Source organism: Streptomyces sp. NPDC043854 (assembly GCF_056436005.1).
Window position 1 is genome coordinate 1 of record NZ_JBWKDK010000097.1, and the last position, 14,134, is coordinate 14,134.

At 66.6% G+C, this 14,134-nt stretch carries 14 protein-coding genes; 2 read left to right on the forward strand and 12 right to left on the reverse strand.

Going from position 1 to position 14,134, the window contains the following annotated elements; genetic code table 11:
* Window positions 1-284 precede the first annotated feature (284 nt).
* On the forward strand, window positions 285-533 hold the full coding sequence (locus AC068A_RS36450; protein ID WP_478590587.1) for a hypothetical protein: 249 nt from the start codon (window positions 285-287) through the stop codon (window positions 531-533).
* 91 nt (window positions 534-624) lie between these two features.
* Here the strand turns inward: AC068A_RS36450 and AC068A_RS36455 are convergent, their stop codons facing one another.
* Both AC068A_RS36455 and AC068A_RS36460 read right to left on the reverse strand, forming a co-directional pair.
* Window positions 625-2,316, reverse strand: a complete 1,692-nt coding sequence (locus tag AC068A_RS36455) for a caspase, EACC1-associated type (RefSeq protein WP_478590588.1) — start codon at window positions 2,314-2,316, stop codon at window positions 625-627.
* 2 nt (window positions 2,317-2,318) lie between these two features.
* Window positions 2,319-2,699, reverse strand: coding sequence for an effector-associated constant component EACC1 (locus AC068A_RS36460; RefSeq protein WP_478590589.1), 381 nt, complete (start codon window positions 2,697-2,699; stop codon window positions 2,319-2,321).
* A gap of 544 nt (window positions 2,700-3,243) precedes the next feature.
* On the opposite strand from AC068A_RS36460, the gene AC068A_RS36465 reads away from it, so the two are divergent.
* Window positions 3,244-3,525: a hypothetical protein gene (locus AC068A_RS36465; RefSeq protein WP_478590590.1), complete on the forward strand. Its 282-nt coding sequence runs from the start codon at window positions 3,244-3,246 to the stop codon at window positions 3,523-3,525.
* A 27-nt stretch (window positions 3,526-3,552) separates the two neighbouring features.
* Here the strand turns inward: AC068A_RS36465 and AC068A_RS36470 are convergent, their stop codons facing one another.
* From AC068A_RS36470 to AC068A_RS36515, 10 genes are all read right to left on the reverse strand, one after another.
* Window positions 3,553-4,326, reverse strand: coding sequence for a recombinase family protein (locus tag AC068A_RS36470; RefSeq protein ID WP_478590591.1), 774 nt, complete (start codon window positions 4,324-4,326; stop codon window positions 3,553-3,555).
* 115 nt (window positions 4,327-4,441) lie between these two features.
* Window positions 4,442-6,598: a tetratricopeptide repeat protein gene (locus AC068A_RS36475; RefSeq protein ID WP_478590592.1), complete on the reverse strand. Its 2,157-nt coding sequence runs from the start codon at window positions 6,596-6,598 to the stop codon at window positions 4,442-4,444.
* Complete coding sequence (locus tag AC068A_RS36480; protein WP_478590593.1) at window positions 6,595-7,038, reverse strand: hypothetical protein; 444 nt, start codon at window positions 7,036-7,038, stop codon at window positions 6,595-6,597. The genes AC068A_RS36475 and AC068A_RS36480 overlap by 4 nt, the downstream gene beginning before the upstream one ends.
* Window positions 7,039-7,225: 187 nt before the next feature.
* Complete coding sequence (locus tag AC068A_RS36485; RefSeq protein ID WP_478590594.1) at window positions 7,226-10,441, reverse strand: Tn3 family transposase; 3,216 nt, start codon at window positions 10,439-10,441, stop codon at window positions 7,226-7,228.
* Between the two features lie 122 nt (window positions 10,442-10,563).
* A complete protein-coding gene (locus tag AC068A_RS36490; protein ID WP_478590595.1) occupies window positions 10,564-11,133 on the reverse strand; it encodes a hypothetical protein in 570 nt (189 codons plus the stop codon).
* Between the two features lie 462 nt (window positions 11,134-11,595).
* The gene (locus tag AC068A_RS36495; protein WP_478590596.1) at window positions 11,596-11,805 is read right to left on the reverse strand and encodes a hypothetical protein; all 210 of its coding nucleotides are present in this window, start codon (window positions 11,803-11,805) and stop codon (window positions 11,596-11,598) included.
* Window positions 11,802-12,239, reverse strand: coding sequence for a hypothetical protein (locus AC068A_RS36500; protein ID WP_478590597.1), 438 nt, complete (start codon window positions 12,237-12,239; stop codon window positions 11,802-11,804). Before AC068A_RS36500 ends, AC068A_RS36495 begins: the two co-directional genes overlap by 4 nt.
* Window positions 12,236-12,610, reverse strand: coding sequence for a PadR family transcriptional regulator (locus AC068A_RS36505; protein ID WP_478590598.1), 375 nt, complete (start codon window positions 12,608-12,610; stop codon window positions 12,236-12,238). Before AC068A_RS36505 ends, AC068A_RS36500 begins: the two co-directional genes overlap by 4 nt.
* Before the next feature lie 88 nt (window positions 12,611-12,698).
* Entirely contained in the window at window positions 12,699-13,004 is a 306-nt protein-coding gene (locus AC068A_RS36510; RefSeq protein ID WP_478590599.1) for a hypothetical protein, read from the reverse strand.
* Window positions 13,005-13,121: 117 nt separating this feature from the next.
* Window positions 13,122-13,802 (reverse strand): recombinase family protein, encoded by a 681-nt coding sequence (locus AC068A_RS36515; protein WP_478590600.1) that lies wholly within the window; start codon window positions 13,800-13,802, stop codon window positions 13,122-13,124.
* Window positions 13,803-14,134 lie beyond the last annotated feature (332 nt).

Below are 14,134 nucleotides of genomic sequence, written 5' to 3' on the forward strand. Positions count from 1 at the left end.
GCACAACCTCGCCCTCGCCGGATAGCCGAGCCACCCACACGGCGACCAACCATGCCCGAGGCAACAGGAAGATCATTTACGGGACAGCCCTTAGGTGCACCGCGCGCGATCAGCCGACGGCTGGCCGATGCCTTCCGCCACCCGATCGGGGGATCGATTCCGTGTGGGTGATAGGCGGTTACCTCCTGTGGGTGACGCGTTGTCAGTGCCCGTTCGTACGTAGCGTCCGGCCGTGACGATTCCACCGCCTGCGGGCGGTGCTTCCTCAAGGCGGTGACCTTCGGATGAGCGTCACCACCGGACTGCACAGTCCCCGTACTCCGCTGCGCCGGTTCCTGGACCGCGAACTGTCAGCCGGCCCGCGACCGCTGCGCGAGTCCTTCCGCGCCCAGCACCAAACCGACAACCTCCTGCTGCCCGGGCCCGGCGTCGGCACGGAGGCCGGCAACGTCGGCACGGCGATCGGCCAGCGACTGCGCCTCGCCTTCACGACGGCCGCGCCCGTGGACCGGGCCACGGACGCCTCAACCTGAGGTTGGAAAAGGATCACATTCCGACGAACCGAAACAGGCCACCAGAGAATCCGACGACCTGTCTCGAAATACCTAGGCTAAAAATTCTCATTCATGGTTTCGAACCCTGGAGGCGATGGGCAGCACGTACTACTTCAGCGGCATTCACCCGTCGAGGCGCGGAATTAGGAGGGAGGCTAGGATTCTTATGTGATATATCTTCAGCAGACATCATCAGGATTTTCGAGAGTTCTTCCGGACTAGCCAAGGGGCACACAAGTTGCGCCAACGCCAGAAGTCCGGTCACGATGGCGCAGGCAAAAGAACTTCCTGACATGACCCGATAACTGCCGCCCGGTGTAGCTACCGACACATCCACACCGGGAGCGCTCACCTTAATCCAGTCACCATAGTTAGAAAATGCAGCCACCCGGTCATCACGATCCACTGCTGAAACGCTGATGGCACTTTCTATGGAACCGAAGAGAACAGGATCCGAGGCCCCATCATTCCCAGCTGGGCAGACGATAAGCGCACCCAGTTCCTCAGCATGCCGGAATATGCGGGACCAAATATTCGACTCCCTGGACCCTCCACCCAGAGGCAAGCATATTAGACTCACGCCATTCTCAAGGGCGTCTTGAAGAGCAAGTAGCAGATTGTAATCAGTGGTGATGGCGTCGCCGCCGGAAAATACATTGTAACAAATAAGAGTGACCGATGGCGCCACGCCGATAAACGCATCACCTTGCTGGCTGCCAACCAGCAGGCTAGCCAAAGCCGTCGTAATTTGAGTGCCAGATCCCCCTTCTGGCGATTCCCTCTGCTCCGAAAAATCCCGTTCACGTATTGTTGCGTCACGCAAAGCGGGGTGACCCCTATCGACGCTGCCAGCCAAAAGTGCCACGCTACAGTCACCTGTTTTAGGCATCATCGACCAGGCGCTTAGCAGGTGGATCGTTTCGTAGTAATACGAGTTTCTTTTTCCGTCACCGACTACACCTCCCGTCGAACTGTCAGTAGCCGACCCTATGACTGCGGGGAGAAGATCAGGAACCGAAACCGATTTTCGATACGACGTCCGCGCGAGTACGTGCGGTTCACCTTGAGCGCCATACTTGGAAATGGTCGGATTCTGTTTCCTAGTTCGCCTTCGCGCGAATTCGTAAAGCTCTTCCACGTCGATGAAGCCATCCTTATTCAGATCCGCTTCTTCCGACTCTATGCCTTTAACTAGCGAGCCCGTAAAGACACTTCTACCACCCTCCACCCAGGACTGTTCGTAAACTCCAGAGCTTGCGAGTACATACCGTCCAATTCCTTCTGCGGTGAGCTGCTGGAAAGCCGGATACTCACCCTTTGCGAGTCCATTCGACGCTTTGCCGCTTTGGCAGCAGTCTAGAATGAGAACAATCTTTTGAGATCGGCACTCGACAAGCATTTCCCTGAGTGTCGCGATAGGAAGGGACGTGGAGGCTAGAGCATTGACCTTCGTGTCTTTTGTAGCCAGATGCAGCCGACCGAACGCATCTGCCTTACCGTGTCCCGAATAGTACAAAAGCCCTAGGTCTTGGCGGTCGATCCCTGAAATGAATCTATGCAGGGCGCGGAGCATCTTCAGAAATGTGGGGTTGAGAACCTCGGTGACATTCTCAAAAATTCCCGAAGGAGGCTCTGCGAGAACCTTCTGAAGAGACCTGACATCATTCACCGCTGCAGGCAATTGAGGGAGCTGCGAGTTGGTGTAGGTGTATTCGGCTACCCCTATTAGAAGGGCCTTGTTTTGGCCATCCTCGTTACTCATCACTAGGCCTGACGGTTACGCATGCTTTCAACTATCTTCTGTACATCTTTCGCCGAATACCCTTGGGTGTCGGCCCTGAATTTTTCCTCACCAGCTGAAATTTCGACCCGGACCCTGCGTTTACCAAGTGTGCGGATCCATTCATTAACCGCGCCGACCGCCCGCGCCACGGCCGGGCTGGTGGCCAGTACGACTGCTAGGATGCCAATCGTGATCGGTTCCCCCTTGGCATCAACTGGAGAGTCTTCGGGAGCAGGTGACTGCGCGTCGATGTCGGGGTCCGCTTGCAGCATTTCCCGTAGCTGGAAGAATATTTGCTCCCAGGCTGGATCATGGCGGTCCATATCTTCGGGAAGTACAGTCAATTCCATGGTGGCAACCATTTGGATGCTCCTTGCTTGCTGCACGTCCGTTTCGCCATCACGGGTTACGCAGACGGCAAGAAATCAAGCTTCTCCCCGTATGGCAAGCAGTCCTGTGTACTTCCCAGCATCATCTCAGGGCCGCTGAGCAGCAAGTCGGCATTCCATGCCCCGTCACCACGGTCCTGATGGCTCGTCGTGGAACACGTGGCGAGGTGCAAGGTCGACTGGCATGGCAGTTTGCCGTTGCGCTGGCTCTTTCGAGCGCTAGAGACGAGATCGAGAAGGAAGGTCCTCGGCTCTGTTCCCAGATCGTTCTCTGCCGCACCCGAGGCCGCCTGGACGGGCACCACACTGCGTCTCAAGTCGCTGGGACAACCAGCGAGACTCCTTGACGCCGGAGCTTAAAACCTCAACACGTTCGACTTGACAGGGAAGGCTCGTGGGAGGCGTACTGCGGCGCGGAGTTCGGCATCAGCCGCGCGCAGGCGTACCGGCTCTTGGACGTCACCCGCGCCTTGGCCGCGAATCCACGAAGCGGTCACCGCCGGCACCGGTGTCTCGCATGCGAGACACCGGCCCAGCCGCCGCGGCCGCGCTTGACTACGGCCTGTCCCAGCGCGCCCTGATCGCCGTCTCCCGCCGCAGCAACGACGTTGCGGAGCTGATCACCCGCCGCCTCGCCACGCTCGCCCACAGCGGACTCCACGACCTCGACGAGCCCACGGTGGGCGCCGTGGTCCGCCAGGCCGTCCGAGACGTCCGCACCGCACCGCCCCCGCCGCCCGCCGAGCCGCTGGCCCACCGGGGTGTGACCCAGATACGGGCCAAAGGGGCAATGAGTTGATCTTGAAGCCCTGGCGGGTATCCGGGCTCACTCGGTGCCGTCGGCGGCTTCCTCGGCGAGGATGCGGTAGACGGTGGCGACCGACGGGTGTTCGCCCTTGTTCTTGCCCGAGGTGATGACGAGCTTCTGCGCGATCTGCGGGACGGGGACGCCGTTGGTCCGCAAGGACCGGGCGTAGGCGGCCATGTCGTCGTCGAAGACCTTGGGTCTGCCGCCGTGTCCGGACGGGTCGTAGACGCCCTGGAGGGGGCCGGTGAGGAGTTCGAGTTCGATGTCGTGGTGGCGCAGGTCCTCGGCGATGGTCAGCAGCTCGGCGGCACCGCGGCCGAGCCGCTTCATCTCGTGCACGGTGAAGATCACCCGCTGGTGGGGGACGGCCATCTTGATGGTGCGGGCGAAGTCCATCGCCTTGACGAACTCCGGCCGGACCTTGACCCGGGTGCTGATCTTCTCCGAGAACACCGGATCGCACCCGGCCTCTTCGAGGGCGTCCAGCTGGCTCTGGAGCTCTTGCTGGGCGGTACTGCACCGGGCATACCCCACTCTCGTGGGCTTCCTCGCGGCCTGGGGCACCGCGGCGTCGACCGCCGGGCCCATCTCCCACGCGCGGCCGGGGCCGCGGTCAGCGGGGACCTTCACCTCCAGCTCTGCGCGGAGCTGGGAAACGAGCATGAAGCGCGGGGTGTGGTACTTCGGGGCGACCTTGCCGCCGCGGGTGCGGCAGGTGCTTCCGGGGGGCACCTCACAGGTGGGGCAGTCGAACTGTTCGACGGCGGCGGCCGGTTCAGCGGGCTCTAGCATGTCGCAGAACCTATCGCGAGGGGCTTTGTGCGAAAGCTGTTTTGCGAGAGGTTATGAGAACGAAGATCAGGGGCAAACCGGACACGGCCCGGCGGGGGTCTCCGGTCTCTCAGAACTACTCATTTCTGCGAGCCGGGCATGGAGCCGTTCGCTGCGAGCCAGGTCCGGATGGCTCCAGCCTCTCGCAGGTGCCCGAGGCTGGCGAGTAGGTCCGCCTGCAGTCCCAGCACGTCACGGAGGGGGGAAGGAACCGAGCAGGTACGACTGTCACGAGCTTCCTGTAGATCTCCACTGCATCTCCCGTTGCTCGCAGCGCGCCAGACAGGTCCTGCTGTGCTTCATAACGTACCCAGGCCCAAGTGGACAGCGAGTCCGCGAGGTCGGGTTCGTAGGCGGTCGGGTTGTCCGCCGCCAGCCGACGGTAGACGTCCACCCCTTCCTCAGCGGCGGTGAGGGCCTCCTCCCGCCGCCCCAACCCCGACAGCCACACTCCGAGGCTGGACAGCGAGATTGCGAGGTTGGGCTCGTAGGAAGGGTTGGTACGGGTGAGGGCGCGCCAGGTTTGCACAGCTTCTTGGCCGGCGGTGAGGGCTTCGTTGCGCAGGCCGGCGTAGGACTGGCGTTGCGCGAGGGTGTAGTGGGTGTGGGCGCGTTCCGCGGGGTCTTGGGTGGTGGCCAGGCGCTGTCGGGCCAGACGTGCGGCGATGGCGGCGATGCCGATGTCGAGGTCGGTGTGCCGACTGGTGGGAAAATAGGCCTCGATGGCTTCCAGGACGGTGAGGTCGATGTTGTCGAGGCTGGCCAGGGCGGCGAGGGCGGCGCCGCCAGCGTGCAAGGCGAGTTCGGGGTGCTTCTTGAGTAGAGGGTAGAGCTGGTCGGTGGCGATGTGTCGCCACCGACTGGCAGTTTCGATCAATACGGTCAGGACGTCGCGAGTCCATGGCAGAGCAACGTCGATGTTGGTACTGGTGCGGCCGAGGAGGAGACGTTCGGCGGCCCGGTTGAACCAGTCGTCGATGACTGCCCCGGGCACTGGGTGGGGGACGCCCGAATTGTTGGGGCCAGCTGGGGTAGTCAGACCGAGGAAGTCCTCGCCGAGGCGGTCGGGGTAGAGCGGTTCGAGCACCGTGACCGCGCGGGCGGGGTCGGCGTGGGTGGCGGGGTAGCAGTAGCGGTGATCGTCCAGGAAGGTGTTGGCGTCGGCGGTGGAGTCGGCAAGGCCGATCCGGTCGAGGGCTGCGTGAGCATGGGTGCGGGCCAGGGGTCGGGTGAGAGTCGCGGTCAGTACGAGGCGGCCCATTGTGTTCGGCCCGGTGGACAGCGGCTGGGACGTGCGCTCGTGCAGCGTCGTCCAGTGGGCGCGTTCGCGGCTGATGAGGTAGGCGGAGGCGCGGGCCGGGTCGGTGGGTGCGGGGTCGTGGTGCAGGTGGGCGTCGACGGCGGCCAGGGCGGCGATGTGAATGGTCAGGATCTGGGCGTAGTCCTCGTCGATGTCCAGGTCCAGGGGCGGGCCGATACGGCCGGCCTCGTCGGGGGGCAGGCCGAGGTGGTCGGCGAAGCAGTCGCGGGCCTGGCGGAATCGGGCAGCGCGTGCTGATGGGTCATCGGCCAGCGGCGGCAACGCATGGGCCTTGGCGGGGATGCCGAGGTTGTCGCCGATCCAAGTCTTTAGGCTTTCCCACCAGATTCCGGCCGGGCGGGCCAGCAGCAGGACGCGCACCGGGATACCGGTGCGGTGCCAGAGTGGTTCTTGTAGGAGTCTGCGCAGGTCTGGTGTGGGCCAGCGTTCGGCGTAGTCGACCACCAGCAGGATGCCGGTTGCGGTCTCGGGGGGCGGGCTGGTGGTTTTGGGGTCAGCGCCGGTTTCGTTGACCACCGCCTGCCACACCGCCCACTCCGCCGCGCGGCTCAGGTGGGCGAAGTGGGCGGCCAGGCGGGTCTTGCCCTGCCCGCCGGGCCCGTGCACCAGCCGAACGGCAAGCATCTCCGCTGGATCGTCGCGCCAGCTGGCCAGCTCGTCGAGATCATCGTGGCGGCCGGTGAACGGCACCACCTCATGTACTCCCCGCAGCAGCCGGGAAGGCTGCTGGGCCAGCAGCTGGGCAGACGGCCGCGACGCGGCGGGAAAGCCCTCAATCCGGTAGGCGGGCTTCCACTGGTAGACGATCTGGACGTTCTGGGTGCTGTTGTCGCCGCTCTGGACGGCGGCCGGGCCGTGGAAGGTGTTGCCGTGCACGCCGCCGCCCGTCGTGCCGGGGACAGGCCGGGTCATGGCTGAGTGCCGAAGTGGACGTTCTGGGTGCCGTTGTCGCCGACCTGCATGGCGGTCGGGCCGTGGAAGGTGTTGCCCGACACACGCCCGCCCCCACCGCCAGCCGGCGGTGCGGCCTGGTCCAGCAACTGCTCCAGCTCGGCGGCGGCCCGGGCACGCTCCTCATCGTCGCCTATGCCTTCCAGCAGGGCCTCGATGCGGGTCTGCCACACGGCCTCCTGCCGCGCCCTGACCTGCTCGGCGGTGCCGGTGTCGGCGGCGGCGAGATCGGCCGCACTGCGCTCCAGCCGCTCCAGCTCGCCGCGCTCGCGCTCGGCATCGCCGCGGCCGAACCACCGCGCCAGCCGGCTGCGCAGCCCTTCCCACACATCGGTCCCCGCCGCCTGCACGACCGCGGCACCTCCCGCCGCGGCCAGTACCGTCAACGCCTCGGGCAGCATCCCGTCCCCCTGCTGTCGCTCATCACATTCCGGTAGGTCTGAGACGGTAGTGCCCTACCGGCACGTACACAGTGCCTTTGCCCGACAACGCCCAGCGACAGCCGCCCGGTTGCCGCTGCCGCGCTCATCCGCCCTCGACGGGTTCCGTTCACCGCTGCCCGCAGCGAAAGGCCCACTCGTTGCCGCTTCAGGCGGCCCGGCCCAGGCCGGCCACGCCCAGGCTCTGATCACGCAGCGGGGCGAAGTCCACGTCGAGTTTCGTCTCGTACACCTCGGGCTGGATGCCGAGTTCGTGCGTGGAGTACTCGCCGAACCGATTGATGTGCCCGGTCAGGTACGGCGAGATACGGGCCAGCTCCTCCGGGTCGATCTCCCAGCCCTCCTCCAGCAGCCGCCGGATCGTCTGCGCGATGTCCAGGGCGTTGTGAAAGACCACCGCGTTCGTCAGGAGCGCGTTGAACTTCACCGCCTTCTCCTGCTCGACGGGGTCGTTGTCGGCGATGACGCCGCGGTTGCCGAACTGCAGCCACTGGGAGAAGCCGTTGAACGCCTCGACCTTGTTCGTCGCCGCGCTCACCCGCCGACGAAGCGGCGCGTCCGAGAGGTAGCGCAGCAGCTGCACGGTGCGGATCACACGGCCGACCTCACGGAACGCCGTGTAGGTGGCGTTCTTCCGCGAACCGGAGCGCAGCCGCTTCAGCAGCGTCGACGAGGAAATCGCACCCTCCCGTACGGAGACCGCCACCCGCATCAGGTGCCGGAACTGGGACTCGATCAGGTCCCAGTCGATTGAGTTCTTCCCGGCCTCGCCGAACAGCGCGTCGATGTGCACGTACTCGGTGGTCTTGCCGGGCCGGTAGAAGGTCAGGCCCTTCCAGTTCCTGATCCTGGGCATCAGGTCGAAACCCAGCAGGTGGGCAAGGGTGAAGACAGGCAGCGACTGGCCCTGCGTATCGGCGTGCACGGTGGTCGGCCTGACCTCGGATGCGTTCTTGAGCAGGCCCTCGATGATGTAGACGGCCTCCCACACCCCGCACGGGATGAAGTGCGTGAACAGCGCGATGTAGGTGTCGGAGATGTGGTGGTAGGCGATGCCGCCCGGCTTGCCGTAGCGCACGGACGTCTCGGCGAGCAGGTTGTCGAGGTAGGTGTCCATGTGGGTGCCGTCGGCGGCCACCGTGGTGCCGTTGCCCCACGCCTGTGAGATGTCCCGGCGGGCGTGGGCGTTGACCAGGTCGGCGATGGCCTCGTTCAGCAGCACGATGGAGAAGTGCCGGTTCGCCGTGTACGACAGCTCGTGCCCGCTCACTCCGGGGATGTGGCGGGCGGCCTCGTACGGGCCCATGTTGGTGCCCTTGACGAAGGTCGTGATGACGTAGCGGCCGAACGGATCGTCCAGCTTCGGCTCGTTGCCGGAGGCCGGGCCGAAGCGGCGCCACCACTCCACCCAGTACGCGGTCCTCGACAGAATCCCGATCAGCGTGCGCTCCGGCATCCGCGCCTTGATCTCCTGCTCCAGCCGCTTCGCCGAAGCCGTCAGCCCCTCCGCACGGTGCGGCTTCAGCGACGGGATGCCCGTCTCCGCATCGATGACCAGGCCCTCGTTGTCCGGGTACCCGGCGTCCGCCGACGCGGCGGCGTCGCGGAGCTTGTCCTCCAGTTGCCGGCGGAAGAACCGCGCGTCGAACTCGCCGGTCTCACCCGGCTCGCACAGCCCGACCTCCACCAGGTAGTCGGCCAGCTTCTCCTGGACGGTCTCCCAGGCCAGCAGCTGCTGGGACCAGTCGGCATACTCTTCCGAGCCGAGCACCGCGACGTCACCGCAGCGCAGTTCCTCGGCGAGGTAGGTGAAGACCATCGCTTCGAAGTGCTTGCGGACGACCTGCCCGGTACGGGTCTTGTCGACCGCCACCTTGCGCCAGTTCTGGGTGGCGAAGGAGATGTCCACCTCCTTGCCCTCTTCGTCGAAGGCGGTGATGTACTCGCCGCGGGCGCCCTGGTGCCGCTTCGCGTGCGCGAGCGCGTCCAGCACCCGCCCGTCCTCCGAGGTGGCGGTGAACTCCAACTTCTCGGCCAGGTCGAACATCACCGCCCGGTCCCGGCCGATCTGCCCGTACAGCAGCGGCTCCCACAGGTTGCCGTGGTGGGCGGAGACCTTCTCGATCTGCTCGTACTGCCGGGCGAACCCGCCGAAGCCCTCCACCGTCTTCGTCACCGTGGCCAGGCCCCCGGCCTGCACCATCAGGGCCTGGACGAAGGCGAGCAGGGCCGGGGAGACCTTCCCGCCCAGCCGCCCAACCACCTCGTCGGCCGACGCCTCCTCGTCCAGCCCCTCAAGGGCCGCCCTGGTTTCGACGGTCATCTCCGCGGCCTTTGCCAGCGCCAACTGGGCCGGGCCGTCGGCGTCGATGTCCTTGAGCACGGTGCGGTAGTTCCCGATCAGCGCTTCGGTGATCTCCCGCTCGGCCAGCCGGATCTCCTCCAGCTCCGTCTTGGCCTTCTTGATCTTCGTGGCGACGCGCTTGCAGAACATCGTCGCCAGGTCGTCACGGACCCGCATCCGCGCCTTGTGTACCAGGCACGCGATCAGCGCGAGGCGCCTGACGGGCGTGTAGTCCCGCAGCGCCGGGGCATCCCCGGCATCCGCCTCCCCGGCGAAGTCGGTGATCTTCCCTGCGGCGACGCTGTCCATCCACACCGCGCTGTCGCCGAGGCCGTCCAGCCACTCCATGCGCCGGGTCAGGTTCTTGAAGTGCGACCAGCTCGGCCCCTTGGCGGGCTTCTTCAGCCGGTTGAACTGCGTCGTGCCGTCCGCGTCGCGCTCCTCCAGCAGCCGCAGCAGCTCGGTGCGCTGAAGCGGGCTCATGCTGTCGTGGATGCCCGCGCAGATCGAGGCGTTCACCTCGGTGCGGATCTTCGAGGCCATCTTGTCGAAGGTGGAGAACCCGGGCAGCTCCAGCCCGGCCTCCACGACCTTCTCCAGCGCGATGTTGATCAGGTCCGCCGGCCGGTTCTTCGCCGCGGCCTCCCTGCGGATCGACTGCTCGGCGATCCGCCGGGCCTCCGCCTGGTCGTACGCCACGCCCGCCCGCTTGCGGACCAGGCCCCGGTGGTGCTTCGCGGTCCTTTCCGCCCGGTACACCGGCAGCGTGCCCTCCGGCAGCTCCACCTGCCGCCGCACGAACTCCACCACCTGCTCCGGCACATCCTCCAGCGCCGGGAAACACCCCATCCGCAGATACGACTTCAGCATCAGCAGCAGGGCCAGCAGATGCTCGTCCCCGTCCGTCGCCCCGGCCGCCCACTCCAGCTCATCGCGAGTCGGCGAGAAGAACAAGTGCAGCTCATGCGCGGTGATCAGCCGCTTGAACCGCGGATACGCGGTCCGTTCGATCGAGGTCACAACCCACCCCAGGCCCGAGACGATGGTCAACATCACCACCAACGACGCTGAGCCAAACGGGTGACGGGCCGGACACTCAAGGCTTCAAGATCAACTCATTGCCCCTTTGACCCGTATCTGGGTCACACCCCATCCTTGACGAGTTCGGCGCTCTCCAGCAGCGCCATCGCCTTCTTGCGGGTCAGCCGCAGCGGCGTCGACACCCCGGCGGGCCTGTGCCCGGTCCCCGTCCTTCGGCCGGGTGCGACCGCGGAACCGTCACGTGACGGCTCTGCCTGGCCGGGGCGAGGCCGGTCAGGGTTTGGGCCGTCCCGGCCGGTGACCTCCTTGGCCATAGCCGCCCACTCACTGCCGAGCACCCCCGCGAGCTGGTCGAAGCGGGTGATCGGCGGCCCGGCGCGCAGGTTCTCCGGGAGCCGGCCCATTTCCTCCAGGGCGGGCGGCCGCTCCAGTCCCATCACCGGGGCAGAGCCGTCACGTGGCGACTCCGCACGGGCGATCAACGCGCGGGCGTGCACCGCGAGCACGTCCAGGTCAGCCGGGTCCGGGGCGATGCCCTCATCCAGTGCGGCCCCGGCACGTGCGGCGGCGCGGGCAAGGACCTCGGCAAGCCGCCGCCCCGGAATCCCCGCAGTGCGCTCCCCTTCGACGGGAACGGCAGCCTCGGCAGTACGGCGGCGGTGGGCCACCATGCGGCAGCGCCCCGAGCAGTACCGGCTGTCGGACCGCGCCCCGACAGGAATCGGCCTTCCGCAGCTTTCACACACCCGCCCGCTTCCCACTCCCCGCCTCCGATCCACTAGCCGTCACGTGACGGCTAGTGTAGCCGTCACGGCCTTGCCGAGGATGGGCGTGCGTGGCAGGCGGCCGTTGGCCACTGGCAGCGCGCGGCTGTCGGGGTGCTCCATCGACCCGGCCGAGCGGGAGGCACTGCTGCGGTACGCCGCCGACTGCCCCAACGCCCCGGTCTCCTTCGAGCCAGCTGCCTGAACCCTGGGGCCCGGCCGCAGCGACCGGGCCCGCAGGCGGCCCATCGCAGGCCAGCCTCGCGCCCTCCTCCTCGTGAGCGTGTTGGCAAAGCGGGCCCGCACGACGAAGCCGGGACGACAGACGCCGCCCCGGCTCCCCTTTGTGGGCTCTGGCTGGCCCGGGGGTTAGGGACCGATCAGCTTGTGCAGGGCCGCGGCGCTGATTCCGAACGCAGGCAAACCCGCGAGCAGGGCAGCGGCGACGCCGCCGACGCTGAAGTAGGTGAGGACCCCGATCGCCGTTCCGAAGAACAGGGCCATCAGCAGCACGAGCGCCGAGTGCGCGGTCAGCAGCGGGGTCTCCTCGGGCGCCGGCGGCTGTGGGGTGGCGGTCATGCTGTCTCCTTCTCACTGCCGGTGCGGACGGTGTACACGTACCGGGGCATGCCCAGCAGCGTGGAAAGGACCCAGGCCCACCGCTGGCGCCGGGTGGGCAGGTCGCTGAGGTACCCCCGCTGTTCCTCCAGCCATTCCGCCCGCTCATGAGCCGGCAGGACCTGAGCCGCCAGCCGCAGCACGCCACGACCGGCCGGTTTGGGCCTCGACGCTTTCGAGACCCGCCCCAGGGTGAATACGTGGCCGCGGACAAACTGGCGGATGACCTGCAGCCTCTCATCGGCTTCGGCGTCCTTCCCCCGCAGCAGGAACTTTCCAGGCGCTACCTCCCTCACCTCTAGCCGGTCGCGAAGCACCGAGGAGGAACCAAACTTGCGCATGAAGTCATCGAGCGCATCGGTGGATTCGAGGGAGAATCCGTCGTGCTTGCTCATGCGCCACCTCCGGCCAGGCCGGGGTGCGTGAACGCTCCGTGCCGGGCGCCAGGTTCGGCCGCCATGGCTTCCGCCAGGGCCTGGGGGGCGAGGTCCGCGCCCTTGGTGGTGATCTTGTAGAAGCGTCGACGGGGGCGGCCCTCGGCTTCTGCGATGCTGTCCTGCTCCCAGTACCGCTCCACCCATCCCGCCTGGCGGAGGCGTTCGAGGATCGGGAAGAGCGTTCCGTTGGGGAGGCCGGACAGGCGCGACAGCTCCAGCCCGTAGAGGCCCTCGGCCAGGATGACGGGGCGGCGCTCGCCGCCGACGCCCTGCCCGAGAAGCGCACGCAGCACTGTCTGGGTATGGGAGGTCATCTTCACAGTTGACATGGCATCAATCTACCTAGGTAGACGCCGACTCGTCTACCTAGGTAGACGAGTGGATGCCTGCATCCCGGATAAGCGTCTGTGGAGCCCGCTACTCGGCCCACCACGCGTCAATGCCGTCCAGGTGAAAACGAACCACCCGTGGGGCGCTGGCCGTGATGCCCGGACCTTCTACTGCACGCAGGTGCAGAAACTTGAAAGCCGAGCCCGAATCTGAGTAGTCGGCCAGCTCGAAAGTCGCACCCGAACTCGTCGGCAGGGCACGCACGAAGGGAGCCGGGCCGACCACGCGGCCCTTGAACCGGGCGCCCCCCACCACGACGCAGAGCTGATACGGGCCGCGCTCTTCCGCCGCGTCGTACGAGATCTCTCTGAGCAAGTCGTCGATGTAGCTCATGGGGGAAGGGTGCACGAGCGGATGATCTTCCGCATCCGCTGGTGGCCGTCCGGGCTTCGGACGGATCCCGTCGCATGTTTCCGATGAGATACATCGATCTGGAGTCCAGGCCTGGCGTCAGCGAGGCCCCGGCAACGGCGACCGGAGGCCGCTCGGCACAAGGGAGTCCCGGCCCGCCGCCAGCTCCGGTACGTACTTGTACAGCGTCGTACGGGAGACCCCGAGCAGCTTCGCAATAGACGTGATGGTGTTCTCCGGCTGCGAGAGCAGCGCGCGAGCATGCCGGATCTGCTCTGCGGTCATGGCCGGCGGCCGTCCGATGCGCTCGCCACGGGCCCGTGCCGCCGCCAGGCCCTCGTGGGTGCCCTGCACGATGAGCTCACGGATGAACTCCGCGAGCGCCGCGAACACGTGGAAGACCAGACGGCCGCCTGGCGTGGTGGTGTCCAGCGCCTCGTGGAGCGACTGGAAGCCAATGCCGCGCTTGCGGAGGCCGGCGACGATGGAGATCAGGTCTTGGATCGAGCGGCCCAACCGGTCGAGGGAGGGCACCACCAGGGTGTCGCCGGGGCGGAGGTAGTCGAGGCACTTCCGCAGTTCCTCGCGCTCCGCGTTCTTGCCCGACTTCTTGTCGGTGAAGACCCGCGCGCAGCCAGCCGCCGTCAGGGCTGCGATCTGCCGATCGAGCAACTGCCCCTTCGTGGAGACGCGCGCGTACCCGATCCGGGCGCCGGACGTGTACGTGGGGAAGGCGTCCAGCGGGCTGTCAGCGTCCGCCCACTCAGCAGTAGTCGTCATGCACGGCACCGTACAGAAAGGGGCCCCGGGACGTTCCTGGACGCCCCCTGTTGTTGAACACCCTTGTTGGACACTGGTTGTCGACTCCGGCTCGGCGTGTCGATATCCAGACGCCGTTGTTCAACAACCGATCGGTTGTTGGACGCCACGCTCAACATCCGGCGCTGACCCGCCGCGGGGGGGGGGGGGGGGGGGGGGGGGGGGGGGGGGGGGGGGGGGGGGGGGGGGGGGGGGGGGGGGGGGGGGGGGGGGGGGGGGGGTGGGGGGTGGGGGGGGGGGGGGGGGGGGGGGGGGAGGGAACAAGCAACAGAAAAAAAAAACAGAAACGAAGA